The following is a 16,149-nucleotide window of genomic DNA, read 5'->3' on the forward strand; positions in this document are numbered from 1 at the left end:
TCAGGCCTCCACCGGCTGGGTGGCGCGGGAAAGATGGGCGAGGACTTCTTCCAGCGGGACGACGTCGCCGTACTTCGCATCCATGTCGAGCAGGCTCTGGCGGTGGGCCGCGCCGGACCGGTCGCCCACGGCCTCGGGCGCGACGATGGGCCGGAAGCCGCTCTGCACCGCGTCCACCACCGTTGCCCGGACGCAGCCGCTGGTGGTGCAGCCGGTCACGATCACGGTGTCCACGCCTTGCGAGACCAGGCGCGCGGCCAGATCCGTGCCGGCGAAGCAGCTCGCGTATTTCTTGGACATGATCGAGTCGCCGTCCACCGTATCCAGGCGCGGATCGAGCCGGACGTTGTCGCTGCCTTCCATCAGGCTGGCCATGCCGCCCATCTTGCGCTGCCAGACGCCGGCGTCCGACAGGTCGGCCCGGTAGCCTACCGTGAAGAAATGGATGGGCGCGCCGATCCGGCGGCACGCGGCGACGAGACGGTTGGTGGCGAGCACCGCCTGCCCCAGGTCGGCGCCCAGGGGCTGCGCCGGGTCCGTGAAGCCGCGGATCATGTCGACGACGACCAGCGCGCAGTGGCGCCCGAAACCGATGCGGCGACCGAAGCCCTTTTCCTTGAACAAGGGGTCGTCGATCTGCAAGTCCTGGTCCATTTCTCCTCCGTGGAATGTGAACGGCCACTCGGTGGCTCTGGAGGAGAATTGGACCGCGCCGGAGGCGGCCCTGTCCAAGACGGGTTTCGGCTGGAAGCCATACGCCAAGGGTATGGCTGGCGCCGGCGGGCTAGAACTTGTAGGTGGCGCTGGCGATGATGCTGCGGCGCGCGCCGTACCAGCAGTCCCCGCGCGACAGGCACGTCGCGACGTAGGTCTTGTCGGTCAGGTTGTTCAGGTTGAGCGCGTAGCGCCAGTGGTCGGTCTCGTACGAGACCATGGCGTCGAACAGCGTGACCGAGGGCGTGGTGGGAGCCACGCCGTCGCGGAAGGAACTCATCCAGCGTACCCCGGCGCCCAGCGCGAAGCCGTTCACGTCGCCCACGGCGAAGCGCCATTTGCCCCACGCCGCGGCCTGGTGGCGCGGCATGCCTTCGAGCGACTTGTCCAGGTCGATATAGTTGTAGTGCGCGATCAGGTCGAACGTGCGGGTAATCGCGCCGCGGTATTCGAGTTCCAGGCCCTTGGTCTTGGTCGCGCCCACCTGGACGGAATAGAGCGGATTGGTCGGGTCGCCCGCCAACTGGTTCTTTTCCTTGAGCTGGTAGACCGAAGCGGTGGCCATCCGCCGGCCGTCGGCCGACTGGTGCTTGACGCCCACTTCCCACTGTTCGCCGCGCAGGGGCTTGAAGCGCGCGCCGTCCTTGTCGGTGCCGGGCACGGGCGTGAAGGATTCGCTGTAGTTGATGTAGGGCGCCAGGCCGTTGTCGGCCACGTACATCACGCCCAGGCGCTTGGTCGTGGCGTTGTCTTTTTCGTCGGCGCTGCCGGCCAGTCCGGCGGTGGCGCGGTCGTGGCGGATGCCGGCGGCCACGATCCAGTGCTTGCCTATCTTCATCTGGTCCTGCAGGTACAGGCCTGCCTGGCGCAGCGTGTAGCGCGGCTCGTCGGTCAGCTCGGGCGGCGTGTAGTTGCCGTAGACCGGATCGTAGGCGTCGATGGTGCCGCCGTCGGCGGTGCCGCTGCGGCGGTCGCGGCGGTAGCGGGTCCAGTCGAAACCCAGCAGGACCTGGTGCTGCACGATGCCGGTCTGCAGCTTGCCGGTCAGGTGCTGGTCCAGCGTGTCGATGCGCACCTTGGTGAAGGCGTCGTCCGCATAGCGGCCGATGCGGCGCTGGTTGACCGGGTCGGCGGCCCAGCCGCCGGGCTCGGTGAACGAGTCCGCGTAATGCGTCAGGTAGTCCACCTTGTTGTTGGCATGGCGAAAGCCCTGGCTGAAGGACCACTGGTCGTTGAAGCGGTGCTCGAACAGCCAGCCGAACGAGGTGCGGCGCGAATCGTAGCGGTCGTGGCCGGGTTCGCCGATGAAGCGGCTGGTGGGTATCCTGCCGTTGGGATTGTCGGTGCGCATGCCCGACCAGGGCATGAACTGCGCGGTCGAGCCGCTTTCATCCTTCTGCCACAGGCCTTGCAGCGTGAGCGAGGTCGACGCGCTGGGGCGCCACGTCAGCGAGGGCATGACCAGGCTGCGGTTGTCCTTCACATGATCGACCTGGGTGTCGGCATCGCGCTTGAGCGCGACGAGCCGGTACAGCCACTGTCCGTCGGCCGTCAGCGGGCCGGTCAGGTCCACCTGGGCCTGCTTGCGGCCGCGGTTGCCCAGCTGTATGCCCGCTTCGCCCTGGAACTCGGCCTGCGGGCGCTTGCTGACCATGTTGATGATGCCGCCCGTGCTGCCCTGGCCGTACAGCATGGCCGCCGGTCCGCGCAGGACCTCCAGGCGCTCCAGCGTATAGGGCTCGGTGCGGGTCGTGCTGGTGTAGTAGTCGTAGTGCTGGCGCAGCCCGTCCAGGTACAGCGTGGGTTCGGTGCCGCGTATGCGGACCGAGTCGGCGCGCGAGTCGATGCCGTAGGCGTCGGACCGCACGCCGGCCGCGTAGCCGAGCGCGTCCTGCAGGTTGGTGGCCCCCTGGTCCGTCAACTGGTCGCGCGTGACCACGGTGACCGACTGCGGCGTTTCGTGCAATGGCGTGTCCGTCTTGGTGGCGGTGGCCGAGCGCTTGGCGGCGTAGCCGTAGACGGGACCGGTGGCGGTCTCGCGCTCGGGGGTGGCTTGGACGCGGATTTCCTGCAGGGTGGCCGGTTCGGTGGTCTGCGCGGGCAGGGCGGCGGGAAGCGCGCCCAGCGCGGCGGCCAGGCCCGCGCGGCACAGCGGAGTGGAGAAGGGTGGCATGGGAACGATGTCCGACGTGGGTGGGAAATAAATCTTTTAATGATAATTATTATCAATTCTATTTCAACAATGAAGTTGTAAGAGTCGGATCGTCCGGGGCAGCTTGCGGAGGGCGAAAAAAAGCGGCCTGGAAGGCCGCCCGGAAGAGCGCTTGGCAAGGCCCGGCGCGAGGCCGGGCCGGCCGTCACGGCTTGGCGTTGGGGAAGAACAGCTGCTGGCCGTCGATCTTGTAGCTGGCGATGGTCTGCTGGCCGGCCGGCGAAATGACCCAGTCCACGAACTTCTGGGCGGCCGCGACCTTGACGTGCGGATGCTTGGCCGGATTGACCACCATCACCCCATACTGGTTGAACAGGCGCTCGTCCCCTTCCACGAGCACGGTCAGCTTGCCCCGGTTCTTGAAGCTGAGCCAGGTGCCGCGGTCCGACAGCACGTAGGCGCCGGTGGACGACGCCATGTTCAGCGCGGGTCCCATGCCGCAGCCGCAGGCCTTATAGCCGTTGCCCTTCTTGTCGTCCAGGCCGGCTGCCTTCCAGTAGCGAAGCTCGGCCGAATGCGTGCCGCTCTTGTCGCCGCGGGAGATGAATTCGGCATTCGCCGCCGACAGTTTCTTCAGTGCCTGGACGATGTCCTTGCCCTTGACGCCGGCGGGGTCGGCGGCGGGACCGATCAGCACGAAATCGTTGTACATGACCGGATAGCGTTTCACGCCGTAGCCCTCGGCGATGAATTTCTCCTCGGCGGCCTGGTCGTGCACGAACAGCACGTCGGCATCCCCGCGCCGGCCAGTGTCCAGCGCCTGGCCCGTACCCTGCGCGACCACCTTGATGTCGATGCCGCTGGCCTTCTTGAAGGCGGGCAGCAGGTGGGCGAACAGGCCAGATTGCTCGGTGGACGTGGTCGAGGCCATGACGATGGTCTCGGCGGCGGCGGGCAGGCTGGCCAGGGCGGCGGCCGCGGGCAGCAGACAGCCCAGGACCAGGGGACGCAGGCGGTGGAAGAGCTTCATATTTTTTCTCCTTTGACGAAAAGACCGGCTTCGTCGGGCAGCGGCCCGTTGAAGAAGGCGTGGACGGGAAGGTCCGCCAGGACGCGCCCCCGCTCCAGATAGACCACGCGGCTGGCCAGGCGCTTGACCTGTCCCAGGTTGTGGCTGCTGAACACCATGGTCATCGTGCGTCCCGAGCGGGGCTGCGCGAATTCCTGCATCAAGGCTTCCACCTCGCGCTTGGCGTGTGGGTCGAGATTGGCGGTGGGTTCGTCCAGCAGCAGGGCATCCGCGTCCATGGCCCAGGCCTGGGCCAGCGCCACGCGCTGCTGCTGTCCGCCGGACAGCGCCTTGGCGTTGCGGCCGGCCAGTTCGGCCATGTCGACGCGCGCCAGCGCGTCCACGGCGGACTGGCGCGCCTGGCGCCAGCCCACGCCCCGTAGCCACAGCCCCAGCGCGACATTGTTCCGTACCGAGGTACGCAGCATGTGCGGCCGCTGGAACACCAGGGCTTGCCGGTTGCGCGGCAGACAGGAGACGGTGCCCGAGGTGGGGGCGAGCAGGCCGTGCAGCACGCGCAGCAGCGTGCTCTTGCCGCTGCCGTTCGTGCCGACCAGGGCGACGCGTTCGCCCGCGTGGATGGACAGGTCGACCCCGTGCAGCGCGCGCACCTGCCCGTAGTGCAGATCGACGTCGCGCAGCGAGAACAGGGCCGGAGCAGGGGCCGGCTCCCGTACGTCCGCCGTGGCCGGAAGGGCGAGAGCCGGGTCGGCGTCCAGGGGCATGATCGAGGCCGCGCGCTTCATGCGGCCGGGTCCGGCATGCGCAGCCACGCGGACAGGCCCGCGTCGCGCCGTTCGCGCCAGCGGCGCACCAGCGAGATCAGCGTGTTCAGCAACAGCACCACGGCCAGCAGCACCATGCCCAGCGCCACGGCCAGGGGCAGGTCGCCCTTGCTGGTCTCGAGCGCGATGGCCGTCGTCATGACCCGCGTGTAGCCTTCGATGTTGCCGCCGACGACCATCACGGCGCCTACTTCCGAGACCGCACGGCCGAATGCCGCGATGAGGATGGTCAGCAGCGCGAAGCGTTCATCCCAGGTCAGCAGCAGTCCGCGCATGAAGGTGCCCGCGCCCAGCGAACGCAGTTGCTCGCCATGGCTGCGGTCGGCATCCTCGACCACTTGCCGCGTCAACGCCATGACCACCGGCAGCACCAGGATGGACTGCGCCACCACCATGGCCTGGAACGAAAACATCCAGCCGAGAAAGCCCAGCGGCCCCGAACGCGACAGCAGCAGATAGACCAGCAGCCCCACCACGACGGAGGGCAGGGCGAGCATGGTATTGAGCAGCGTCAGCACGGCCCCCCGTCCCGGGAACCGAGCCACCCCCAGCCATGCTCCCAGCAGCAGCCCCGCGGCGCAGGCCAGCAGGCAGGCACAGGCGCTGACCGCCAGCGACAGCCGGACGATGTCGAGCAGGACGGGATCGAGAGAGGTGATGAGGCGCAGCGCTGTGACCGCGCTTTCCGCAAGAGTGTTCATGCCGTCTTCAAATGTGCCGCCCCAGCGTAACGGAGTGAGACAGACGAGGCGATATGAAGTAGTTTGCATAGGCGCCGGACACACCCAGGAAACCGCGGATCTGGCTTTGCCAGTCCGCCGGTTTCGCCCCCTTGAGGGGGCCCGCGCAAGCGGGTAGGGGCTGGGCTTCCCTTGCGCGCGTCAGCGCGTAGGGGGGGCTATACTCCCCCCGTGCATCAAATCGAGATCTCCTACACCTTCGGCGTGCCGCGCGCCAACGCCGCCTCCATCCGCAATCCGCTGATGGACCTGCTGCACGCCATTCGCGAACAAGGTTCGATCTCGGCCGCCGCCAAGGCCCTGGACTTGTCCTACCGCCATGTCTGGGGCGAACTCAAGCGCTGGGAGAAAAACCTCGGGCACGCGCTGGTGATCTGGGACAAGGGTCAGCCGGCCCGGCTGACCGAGTTCGGCAACAAGCTGCTGTGGGCCGAGCGGCAGGCGCAGGCGCGGCTGGCGCCGCAGATCGGCGCCCTGTATGCCGACCTGGAGCGGGCCTTCGCGGTCGCCTTCGACGACGCGGCCCACGTGGTCGCCCTGCACGCCAGCCACGACGACGCGCTGGCCTCGCTGCGCGAGCACGCCGTGGCCAGCGACAAGCTGCACCTGGACATTCGCTTCACCGGTAGTGTCGACGCGATCAAGGCCTTGAACGAAGGCCGGTGCGTGATGGCGGGTTTCCACGTTCCCGCAGATTCCCCGCCGGGCTCGCTGGCCGAGCGCACGTACAAGCCGCTGCTCGAACCCGGCCAGCACAAGATCATCGGCTTCGCTCGCCGCAGCCAGGGGCTGATGGTGGCGCGGGGCAACCCGCTGGGCATTGCCTCGCTGGCCGATCTCGCGCGGCCCGACGTGCGTTTCGTGAATCGTCCGCTGGGCACGGGCACGCGCGTGCTGCTGGACGAATTGCTGGCCAGGCAGGCCTTGTCGCCGTCGGCCATCCAGGGCTATGCCCATACCGAGCCGTCGCACGCGGCGGTGGCGCACGCGGTGGCCTCGGGCGCCGCGGATGCGGGCCTGGGCATCGAGGTCGCGGCCCGGACCAGCCGGCTGGACTTCATTCCGCTGGTGTCCGAGAACTATTTCCTGGTCTGCCTGAAGTCCACGCTGGAGCTGCCGTCCACGCAAGCCTTGCTGGGTATCCTGCGCAGCGAGGCCTGGCAGCGCAAGCTGGCGGCGATGCCGGGGTACCAGCCGCAGCAAAGCGGCGAGGTGCTGTCGATGCGGCGCGTGCTGCCTTGGTGGAATTTCCGTACGCCCAAGCCCGGCAAGCGCGGCTGAGGCGGTCCGGTCAGGCGCCCTGCGGCGCGGTTCGAACGGGGCGGGGCGCCGCGGCCAGCTCGGGCTGCAAGGCCAGGCGCCAGGGCGCCGTGTAGCAGAGGAAATGCTTGTTGGTGGCGCGGCCGATCGCGCACAGGCCCAGGCGTTCCGCCAGTTCGAAGCCCATCTGCGTAATGCCGCTGCGCGAGACGACGATGGGGATGCCCATCTGCGCCGCCTTGATGATCATTTCGCTGGTAAGGCGGCCCGTGGTGTAGAACACCTTGTCGTGGCCCGCCATCCGGGCCGGGTCCTGCAGCCACATCCATCCGGCGATAGTGTCGATGGCGTTGTGGCGCCCGACGTCCTCGACGAACATCAGCATGCGCTCGCCCTGGAACAACGCGCACCCGTGCACGGAGCCGGCGGACTTGTAGGTGGTCTCCTGCAGCCGGATGGCATCGAGCAGGCCGTAGAGCTGGGCCTGGGTGAGGCGGGCGTTTTCGGGCAGGCGGATGTCGTCGATCTCGTCCATCAACCCGCCGAAGACGCTGCCCTGGCCACAGCCGGTGGTGACCACGCGCTGGGAAGTGCGAGCGTCGAGGTCCTGGATGCCATGGCGTGTCTGCACCGCCGCCGCCTGGACTTCCCAATCGACGGTGACCGCCTCGACCTCGTCGATGGAGCGCACCAGGCGCTGGTTGCGCAGATAGCCCAGCACCAGCAGTTCGGGCAAGGCGCCCAGGGTCATCAGCGTGACCAGTTCGCGCTTGTCGACGTAGACGGTCAGCGACCGCTCGGCCGGGATGGAAACCGTGTCGCTCAGGCCATGTTCGTTGACGACGGTGATCTCGCGCGTCAGTGGCGCACGGGCGTCGGTCAGGAAAGGACGGTGGCGGGGCGCTGCGGTCACTGTTTGGGCGTGGCGGCGTCGGGCGCGGCGGTGTTGTGCGGCGCCTTGGCCGTTTCCGAAGGAGAATGCGCGCCGGCCGCTTCCAGCGGCTTGGCCTCGGGCGGCGTGTAGGCGAACGGGCCCGGATCGGCGCAAGGCGGCATGGACGCGGGCTCGTGCACGGACTTGCCGGCGGCGCGCGCGCTGGCGAAGTAGACGGACGCGGTCTTGTTCTGGGCCTGGCAGAGCTTGTAGCCGTCGACCTTGGCGGTCCAGGCGGTACGGGCGGCGGCCTCGGCCGCCTTGGCCTGGGCCTCGGGGCTGGGCGGAGGCAGCTTGGCCAGGGCCGCGGTGGAGAAGACGGCCAGCAGCAGCGCGAGGGCGGTTTTCATGCGGGATCTCCTGGTCGAGGCCGGCGGGTTCAGGCGTTCGCCGGCCGGGTGTCCGGCTTCTTCTGCGCAGGCTGGGTGCGCTGGGCGGGGATCTTGCCCGCCTGGATGTCGTTGTACCAGAGTTCGTGGTGCTCGCGGGCCCAGGCCTCGTCCACGTAGCCGGTCTTCATGGCCTTGTAGGCGCCTTTCATGCCTAGGGTGCCCAGGTAGATGTGGCCCAGGAACATGCACATCATCAGGATGGTCGCCACGGCGTGGACCATGTGGGCGATCTGCATGGTGCCGCGGGTGTAGACCAGACCGGGAATGACCCGGTCCAGCACCAGCCCGGACCCGATGACGATGAAGCCCAGGAACAGCACGCCGCCCCAGAACACGAGCTTTTCCCCGGCGTTGAAGCGGCCGGTGGGAACGTGCTGGCCGTTGAACAGGCCGCCGCCCTTGCGCAGCCAGACCATGTCGTCGCGCGTGGGCAGGTTGTCGCGGATGAAGGTAAGGAAGACCACCACCAGCGAGACCGCGAACAGCGGGCCCACGAAGTTGTGGCCGGTCTTGAGCACCCAGGTCATCCAGCCGAACAGGGCGCTGCCCATGATGGGCAGCAGGAAGAACTTGCCGAAGGCCATGATCAGACCCGAGATCGCCAGGATCACGAATGCGATGGCATTGACCCAGTGAGCCGCCCGTTCGAAATACGTGAAGCGTTCGATCTTGCGGCCGGTTTCGGCGCCGTGGACCGTAAGAGGCCCCTTGGTGAAGTAGAACAGCGCGATGGCGACCAGCACGATCAGCAGCAGCGAACCGCCATAGGGGATCAGCCAGTTGTTGCGCACCTGCCGCCAGGCTTCGCCGGCCGAGGTGTATTTCGAGCCCGGGTACTGCACGAAGCGCTGGATCAGCACGCCGGCTTCCGGGGCCTCGCTGCGCGGCAGGCTGCTATAGCCGGGCTGGCCGGAATTGACCAGGCGCCAGTTCGGCGCGTTGTTGCCCGGCTGGACCTTGGCGCGTTCGGCGTTGGTCTGGTCGGCATAGCCCGGGTCCTGGCTGGCGTCGGGCTTGACCTCGAAGATGTTGGCGCTCTGGATGGCACCCATCGAGGTGCCGGCGGGGGGCTGCGCGGCATCCGCCGCCAGGGTGGCGGGGGATGCCAGCATGGCGCCGAACAGGGCGAGCGCGGCAAGTAGCGACCGTATCATGGCGACCTCCGGTCAGTTCACCCGGTTGTATTCGTTCTGGCCTTGCTGGGTCCGGGACTTGAGTTCCTGTGCCCAGCTGTTCCGGTCGCCCGGCGTCCAGCCCGGCGCGGTGAAGGCCGAGACGCCGGTGCCCTTGTACGCGGGCTCGCCGTTCTGGACCTTGCCCTGGTAGAGCGACTGCTCCCGTTCGGTGCAGGCGGCGGTGCCGAAAACGAGCAGGATGGCGAGAAAGACGCTGGCTTTCATCACTTGCCTCCGGTGGTTGTACCGCCCGGCTGGGGATTCTGCGGCGGCTGGCCGGCCTGCTTGGAGCCGTAGGCGGTGCCCCAGCCCCAGACTTCGGCGCCCTTGCCGCGCGCGACGACGCGGGTGCGGAAGATGTCGGCGATCACGTCGCCGTCGCCGCCCAGCAGCGCCTTGGTCGAGCACATCTCGGCACAGGCGGGCAGTTTGCCCTCGGCCAGCCGGTTGCGGCCGTATTTTTCGAACTCGGCCTCGCTGCCATGGGCCTCGGGACCGCCGGCGCAGAAGGTGCACTTGTCCATCTTGCCGCGCACGCCGAAGGTGCCCTGCGAGGGGAACTGCGGGGCACCGAACGGACAGGCGTACGAGCAATAGCCGCAGCCTATGCAGGTGTCCTTGTTGTGCAGCACCACGCCTTCGTCGGTGTGGTAGAAGCAGTTGACCGGGCAGACCGCCATGCACGGCGCGTCACTGCAGTGCATGCAGGCCACCGAGATGGATTTCTCGCCCGGCACGCCGTCGTTCAGCGTGACCACGCGCCGGCGGTTCACGCCCCACGGCACTTCGTGCTCGTTCTTGCAGGCGGTGACGCAGGCATTGCATTCGATGCAGCGCTCCGCATCGCAGATAAACTTCATTCTGGCCATGGCGCGCTCCTTATGCCTTCTCGATGTTGCAGATGGTGGTCTTGGTTTCCTGCATCATGGTGACGCTGTCGTAGCCGTAGGTGGTACCGGTGTTGACCGCTTCGCCGCGCACGACGGGGGCCGCGCCCTCGGGGTAGTAGGCCAGGAGGTCCTTGCCTTGCCAGCGGCCGGCGAAATGGAAGGGCATGAAGGCGGTGTCGGGCCCGACCCGTTCGGTGACCAGGGCCTGCACGTTGAGCCGCGCGCCGGTGGGCGTGACCACCCAGCAGCGTGAGCCGTTGGTGATGCCGCGTTCGGCGGCCGCCTTCGGGTTGATTTCGACGAAGCTTTCCTGCTGCAGCTCGGCCAGCCAGGGGTTGGACCGGGTCTCGTCGCCGCCGCCCTCGTATTCGGTCAGGCGGCCGGAGGTCAGGATGATGGGGAATTTCTCGTACAGCTTGTCCTCGACGTTCTTCTGCTGCAGCGACTTGTACAGCGTCGGCAGGCGCCAGAAGGTCTTCATGTCGTCGTGGGTGGGGTACTTGGCGACGAGGTCGGGGCGCGTGCCGTAGATCGGTTCGCGGTGCTGCGGGATGGGGTCGGGGAAGTTCCAGACCACCGCGCGTGCCTTGGCGTTGCCGAAGGGGTAGCAGCCGTGGTTCTTCATCACCACGCGGATGATGCCGCCGGACAGGTCGGTCTTCCAGTTCTTGCCCTCGGCCGCGGCCTTCTCGGCATCGGTCAGTTCGTCCCACCAGCCGAGCTTCTTCATCAGCACGTGGTCGAATTCCGGATAGCCGGTGGGGATGTCGGCGCCCTTGGAGTGCGAGCCGTCTTCGGCCAGCAGGTTGACGCCGTTGCGTTCCACGCCGAAGTTCGCGCGGAAGTTGCCGCCGCCGTCCATGACGTGGCGGGAGGTGTCGTACAGGTTGGGCGAACCGGGGTGCTTGAGCTCGGGCGTGCCGAAGCAGGGCCAGGGCAGGCCGAAGTAGTCGCCCTGGATGTCGTAGCCGGTTTCCTTGTCGACCACGCTGCCCTTGGCGCGCAGGGTCTTGACGTCGAAGGCGTGCATCAGCCGCATGTGGGCCTTGAGCCGTTCCGGGCTCTGGCCGGTGTAGCCGATGGTCCAGTTGCTGCGGTTGATTTCGCGCAGGATGTCCTCGATCACCGGCTCGTCCAGGCCCTTGACCTTCTGCATCTTGTAGTTCTTGCACAGCTCGGCGCCGAAGCCGAGTTTCTGCGCGAGCTGGTACATGATCATGTGGTCGGTGCGGCTGTCCCACAGCGGATCGATGACCTTCTCGCGCCATTGCAGCGAGCGGTTCGAGGCGGTACAGGAGCCGCTGGTCTCGAACTGCGTGGCCGCCGGCAGCAGGTAGACGGCGCGGTTGGGATTCAGGTCTTCGCTCTTGCCGGGCATGGCCGCCATGGCGGCGGTGGCCGACGGGTACGGATCGACCACGACCAGCAGGTCGAGCTTGTCCATGGCCCGCTTCATTTCCAGGCCGCGCGTCTGCGAGTTGGGCGCGTGGCCCCAGTAGAAGACGGCGCGAAGGTTGGAGTCCTGGTCGATGACGTCGTTCTTTTCCAGCACGCCGTCTATCCAGCGCGAGACGGTGATGCCCGACTTGGTCATCATCGCGGGCGAGGCGTAGCGGCCCTTGATCCAGTCGTAGTCGACGTCCCAGACCTTGGCGTAGTGGCGCCACGAGCCCTCGGCCAGGCCGTAGTAGCCGGGCAGCGAATCGGGGTTGGGGCCGATGTCGGTCGCGCCTTGCACGTTGTCATGGCCGCGGAAGATGTTGGCGCCGCCACCGGAGACGCCGACGTTGCCCAGCGCGAGCTGCACGATGCAGGAGGCGCGCACCATGGCGTTGCCGATGCTGTGCTGGGTCTGGCCCATGCACCACACCAGCGTGCTGGGGCGGTTCTCGGCCATGGTCTTGGCGACGTTGTAGCAGGTGGCCTCGTCCACGCCGCAGGCATCCAGGACCTTGTCCGGCGTCCACTTGGCCAGGACGTCGGCCTTGACCTGGTCCATGCCGTAGACGCGGTCGTTGATGTACTTCTTGTCTTCCCAGCCGTTCTTGAAGATGTGGTACAGCACGCCGAACAGGAAGGGAATGTCGGTGCCGGACCGGATGCGGACGTAGTGGTCGGCCTTGGCGGCCGTGCGGGTGAAGCGGGGGTCGGCGACGATGACCTTGCAGCCCTTTTCCTTGGCGTGCAGCAGGTGCAGCATGGACACCGGGTGGGCCTCGGCGGCGTTCGAGCCGATGTACAACGCAGCCTTCGAGTTCTGCATGTCGTTGTACGAGTTGGTCATGGCCCCGTAGCCCCAGGTATTGGCTACGCCGGCGACCGTGGTCGAGTGGCAGATGCGCGCCTGGTGGTCGCAGTTGTTGCTGCCCCAGAAGCTCATGAACTTGCGCAGCAGGTAGGACTGCTCGTTGTTGTGCTTGGACGAGCCGATCACGTAGACCGAGTCCGGGCCGGTTTCCTTGCGCAACTGCAGCATGCGGGCCGAGATTTCCTCCAGCGCGGTATCCCAGCTGATACGCTGGTACTTGCCGTCGACCAGCTTCATCGGATAGCGCAGGCGGTGCTCGCCGTGGCCGTGCTCGCGCACCGAGGCGCCCTTGGCGCAGTGCGCGCCCAGGTTGATGGGCGAATCGAACACCGGTTCCTGGCGGACCCAGACGCCGTTCTCGACCACGGCGTCGATCGAACAGCCCACCGAACAGTGCGTACAGACGGTGCGCCTGACTTCGACCTTGCCCTTGCCCATGCCGGCCTTCTGGTCGCCGTCGGCCGCGCCGGCCTTCCTGACCAGGCCGAGCTGCGTGGCGGCGAGCCCCGCGCCGACGCCCAGGCCCGAGCGGCGCAGGAAGGTGCGGCGGTCCATGGTGGGCAGCGCGTGGGCCATGCCGCGGCGCAGGCTGTGGACGAACGAGGATGAAGATGCGCCGGAGTCGCCGGCGCCCGTTTTCTTGGTCAGCAACATGCCGTGCTCCGGTGGTTAGACCAGCGTGGACTTGTAGTAGCGCTTGACGTGATCGGTCACGCTGTAGCCGCCGCCCCGTTCGGGGGCGGGCCTGGCGTCGGCCTGCGGGGCCGGGTCGGGGCGCAGCGAGGGCGCGACGGCGGCGCCGACGGCAGCGGCGCCCGCTGTGGCGGCACCTACGAAGAAACCCCGGCGGGATAGGTTGGCGGCGGTCTTGGGCATCTCTGTCTCCGTTGGGGCTGGCAGATATGAAGTGCTGTGCATACTGTACCCCCGGTAACCGGTTACAGGCAATGCCGCGGGCCGTTCCGGGCCTCGGGTATACCCTCGACCGTGGCGCGTCAGGGCAGCATGTCGAAGCCCTGTGCTTCCACGCTGGCGAAGGCCCGCGTGAATTCGCCCAGCGCCGCGTAGAAGCGGGCGCGCGGGTGGGCCGACAGGGCGTCGCACATGGCGGGCACCCACGGCAGCAGATGGTCGCCGAAGAATTTCCGCTGGTTGGCCAGGTGGCATTGGCCGGCGTCGTCTCCGGCGATCAGGTAGCGCATGACCTCGCACAGGTAGGCGATGTGATCCTCGGTCTCGGGCATGGCCGGATCCCGCGCCAGGCCCAGGGCGGCGAGGTCGTTCCTCAGCCCGATCAGCGATTTCTCGTTCAGGAAGCCGTTCAGGTAGTGCGACCCGTACAGGTAGACCTCGGGCTTGCCCAGGCCGCCGAACAAGGTTTCGTACTCGTCGCGCAGCGCCGTGTCGTCGGCGGCCTGGGCGGCGGCCACGAGATCGCGCCACGGGGTTTCCAGGAAGGCGCCCGCCATCGGGGCGTCGGTGGCGGCCGCGCGCAGGCTGGCCGCGAAGGCGGCGTCGGGCGGCGCGTAGAACAGGCGCGCCAGCACGCCGTAGAGTTCGGCCCGGGCGATCTCTTCGTCGAGCGAGGCCGAGCCGATGTCGGCGGGGGAAATGGATGCGTTCATAGGTCCGTGATGCGCGCCTGGCTGGCGCCCGAGTACAGGTCGATCACGCGGCAGTCGCCGCACATCTTCAGTCGTTCCTGGCCCGCGCCCTGGAACATCGGGTGGCTGCCCAGCCGGTCCAGCATGGCCTCGATGGCCTTCTGCGTGCCGAAGGCCTTGCCGCAGCGCACGCAGTGATAGGGGGTGGTCTCGTTCAGCACGCGGGTCCGGGCGCGCTCGGGCGTGGGCAGCAGGCGCGGCACGAGGGCCAGCGCATCCTCGGGGCAGGTCTCGACGCACAGGCCGCACTGCACGCAGTTTTTTTCCAGGAAGCGCAGTTGGGGCGCGTCCGGGTTGTCGAGCAGCGCGCTGGGCGGACAGGCTCCCACGCAGCTCATGCACAGCGTACAGGCGTCCTTGTCGATGGCCAGGCTGCCGATGGGCGAGCCGCTGCCCGGCGGGCCGCCGGGCAGCGCGATCTCGTCCCGCGCGGCCGGGGCGTGGGCGATCAGGTGGTCCAGCGCGAGGTCCAGCGTGCTGCGTTTCTCGCGCACCATGGCGAAGCGCGCCGGCGCGGCCGGTACGCCGGGGCGGCGCGCCGCCAGTTCGCGCAGCGCCGCATCCAGCGCCTGCGGCGTATCGGGGCGCAGCAGGTGCAGGTGCGGTCCCGGATAGCCCAGGCCGTCGAGGATGGCCTGGCCCAGCGCGAGTTGCGCGGCCAGATTGTCCAGGTACTGCGGCGCTTCCTCGGCCGTGGCCAGGATCGCGATCTGCGAGGCGCCCAGCGCGACGGCGCCCAGCCACGCTTCCAGGCCGAGGCTGGCGGTATGCCAGACGCCCAGCGGGATGACATTGGCGGGCAGGCCCTGGGCCCTGCCCAGGCTGGCGTCGCGGCCCAGGCGCTCGATCAGCGCGCGGCCGGCCTCCTGGCTGTGCACCAGCACGACGGGGGCCTGGCCGCCGGCGCGTGTGTAGGTGGACAGTAGCGTGCGCAGCACCGTGCCCTGGTCCGTCATGCGCGGATAGGCATAGGTGATCGCGCCGGTCGGACACGCGGTGGTACAGGCGCCGCAGCCCACGCACAGGTTGGGATTGACCTTGATCTGCTGGCGCGCCTTGTCGCTCTCGATGGCGCGGGCCGAGCAGATGTCGATACAGGCGCGGCAGCCGACCGTGTCGTTGCGGCTGTGCGCGCATAGCGACTGCTTGTAGTCGAAGAACTTGGGCTTCTCGAATTCGCCGACCAGCTCGCGCAAGCGCAGGAGCGGCATCGGGTCCGCGCCGTTCCAGGCGAAATAGCCCTGCGGCGGCGCGTGCTGCTCGAACAGCGTGCGGCCACCCAGCTCCAGGACCAGGTCGAAGCGCGCTTCCTGCCGTTCCGGGGAGCGGGCGAAGTCGATCGCGCCCGCGGTCGTACAGGATGCCACGCAGGCGCGATGGTCGCGGCAGCGGTCACGGTCGATCTGGTAGTCGAGGCCGATCGCGCCTTCGGGACACGCGGCAAGACAGGCATTGCAGCGCGTGCACAGGTCGAGGTCGATGGGGTTGTCCTGCACCCAGGCCAGGTCGAATGCGCCCAGCCAGCCTTGCAGCGATTCCACGCGGCCCGCCAGCACGGGATGGCGCCGTTCCTGGTTCGCGCCCGCCGCGCCGGGGCCGCGCGCGAAGATCGTGACCTCGAGCGTGTCGTCCAGCATGGCCGCGGCGCGTTCGGCTTCGTCCAGCGGGCCGACGATGAGCAGGCGGCCCGCGCTGCGATAGCTGACCGTGGGGACCGGTTCGGGATCCGGCAGCCGAGCGGCCGCCAGCAGCGCGGCAAGCTTGGGCATGGCCTGCGAGGCGTCGCGGCTCCAGCCTCCGGTTTCACGGATGTTGACGAAGCGCACCGGGGCGACGGCGGCCTCGGTGTGTTCGCCGATCTGGGCGAACAGGCGCTTTTCCTGGGTACAGGCGACGGTGACGGGCGCGCTGCCGGTCACGGCCTGCTGGAAGGCGCCGGCTTCGTGGCGGCAGAGCGTGGAGTGCAGAACCAGCTTTTCGTCCAGGGCCGTGCCGAGCGCATCGGCGTCCAGGGGCATGGTCTTGTTGCAGTCGCAGATCAGTGTAGGCATGGGCGCTCTGGAGAG

At 68.1% G+C, this 16,149-nt stretch carries 15 protein-coding genes; 1 reads left to right on the plus strand and 14 read right to left on the minus strand.

Annotated features, from left to right (window positions below):
* The 5 genes from WKR98_RS10330 to WKR98_RS10350 form a co-directional block, all read right to left on the minus strand.
* The gene (locus WKR98_RS10330) at positions 1-654 is read right to left on the minus strand and encodes an isochorismatase family protein (RefSeq protein ID WP_341432853.1); all 654 of its coding nucleotides are present in this window, start codon (positions 652-654) and stop codon (positions 1-3) included.
* A gap of 130 nt (positions 655-784) precedes the next feature.
* On the minus strand, positions 785-2,887 hold the full coding sequence (locus WKR98_RS10335) for a TonB-dependent siderophore receptor (RefSeq protein WP_341432855.1): 2,103 nt from the start codon (positions 2,885-2,887) through the stop codon (positions 785-787).
* A 184-nt stretch (positions 2,888-3,071) separates the two neighbouring features.
* Positions 3,072-3,896 (minus strand): extracellular solute-binding protein, encoded by an 825-nt coding sequence (locus tag WKR98_RS10340; protein ID WP_124688024.1) that lies wholly within the window; start codon positions 3,894-3,896, stop codon positions 3,072-3,074.
* Positions 3,893-4,681, minus strand: a complete 789-nt coding sequence (locus WKR98_RS10345) for an ABC transporter ATP-binding protein (protein ID WP_341432856.1) — start codon at positions 4,679-4,681, stop codon at positions 3,893-3,895. Before WKR98_RS10345 ends, WKR98_RS10340 begins: the two co-directional genes overlap by 4 nt.
* Positions 4,678-5,421: an ABC transporter permease gene (locus WKR98_RS10350; protein WP_124688025.1), complete on the minus strand. Its 744-nt coding sequence runs from the start codon at positions 5,419-5,421 to the stop codon at positions 4,678-4,680. Before WKR98_RS10350 ends, WKR98_RS10345 begins: the two co-directional genes overlap by 4 nt.
* 210 nt (positions 5,422-5,631) lie before the next feature.
* Here WKR98_RS10350 and WKR98_RS10355 point away from each other — a divergent pair, with 210 nt between their 5' ends.
* Positions 5,632-6,741: a helix-turn-helix transcriptional regulator gene (locus tag WKR98_RS10355; protein ID WP_124688026.1), complete on the plus strand. Its 1,110-nt coding sequence runs from the start codon at positions 5,632-5,634 to the stop codon at positions 6,739-6,741.
* Between the two features lie 10 nt (positions 6,742-6,751).
* Here WKR98_RS10355 and WKR98_RS10360 read toward each other — a convergent pair whose 3' ends face one another.
* The 9 genes from WKR98_RS10360 to WKR98_RS10400 form a co-directional block, all read right to left on the minus strand.
* Positions 6,752-7,633 carry a formate dehydrogenase accessory sulfurtransferase FdhD gene (locus WKR98_RS10360; protein WP_341432858.1) on the minus strand — a complete coding sequence of 294 codons (882 nt, stop codon included), beginning with the start codon at positions 7,631-7,633 and terminating at the stop codon, positions 6,752-6,754.
* On the minus strand, positions 7,630-8,004 hold the full coding sequence (locus tag WKR98_RS10365) for a hypothetical protein (RefSeq protein ID WP_124688028.1): 375 nt from the start codon (positions 8,002-8,004) through the stop codon (positions 7,630-7,632). The genes WKR98_RS10360 and WKR98_RS10365 overlap by 4 nt, the downstream gene beginning before the upstream one ends.
* A gap of 29 nt (positions 8,005-8,033) precedes the next feature.
* Entirely contained in the window at positions 8,034-9,200 is a 1,167-nt protein-coding gene (locus WKR98_RS10370; protein ID WP_124688029.1) for a formate dehydrogenase subunit gamma, read from the minus strand.
* A 12-nt stretch (positions 9,201-9,212) separates the two neighbouring features.
* Entirely contained in the window at positions 9,213-9,446 is a 234-nt protein-coding gene (locus WKR98_RS10375; protein ID WP_124688030.1) for a hypothetical protein, read from the minus strand.
* Positions 9,446-10,090, minus strand: a complete 645-nt coding sequence (gene fdh3B, locus WKR98_RS10380) for a formate dehydrogenase FDH3 subunit beta (protein WP_124688031.1) — start codon at positions 10,088-10,090, stop codon at positions 9,446-9,448. The genes WKR98_RS10375 and fdh3B overlap by 1 nt, the downstream gene beginning before the upstream one ends.
* Positions 10,091-10,100: 10 nt before the next feature.
* Positions 10,101-13,073 (minus strand): formate dehydrogenase subunit alpha, encoded by a 2,973-nt coding sequence (locus tag WKR98_RS10385; RefSeq protein ID WP_341432864.1) that lies wholly within the window; start codon positions 13,071-13,073, stop codon positions 10,101-10,103.
* Positions 13,074-13,088: 15 nt separating this feature from the next.
* Entirely contained in the window at positions 13,089-13,295 is a 207-nt protein-coding gene (locus WKR98_RS10390; protein ID WP_341432866.1) for a twin-arginine translocation signal domain-containing protein, read from the minus strand.
* Positions 13,296-13,414: 119 nt separating this feature from the next.
* Positions 13,415-14,044, minus strand: a complete 630-nt coding sequence (locus WKR98_RS10395; RefSeq protein WP_124688034.1) for a TorD/DmsD family molecular chaperone — start codon at positions 14,042-14,044, stop codon at positions 13,415-13,417.
* Positions 14,041-16,134 (minus strand): 4Fe-4S dicluster domain-containing protein, encoded by a 2,094-nt coding sequence (locus WKR98_RS10400; protein ID WP_341432868.1) that lies wholly within the window; start codon positions 16,132-16,134, stop codon positions 14,041-14,043. Before WKR98_RS10400 ends, WKR98_RS10395 begins: the two co-directional genes overlap by 4 nt.
* Positions 16,135-16,149 lie beyond the last annotated feature (15 nt).

This window comes from Pigmentiphaga sp. YJ18 (assembly GCF_038066655.1).
GTDB lineage: Bacteria > Pseudomonadota > Gammaproteobacteria > Burkholderiales > Burkholderiaceae_B > Pigmentiphaga.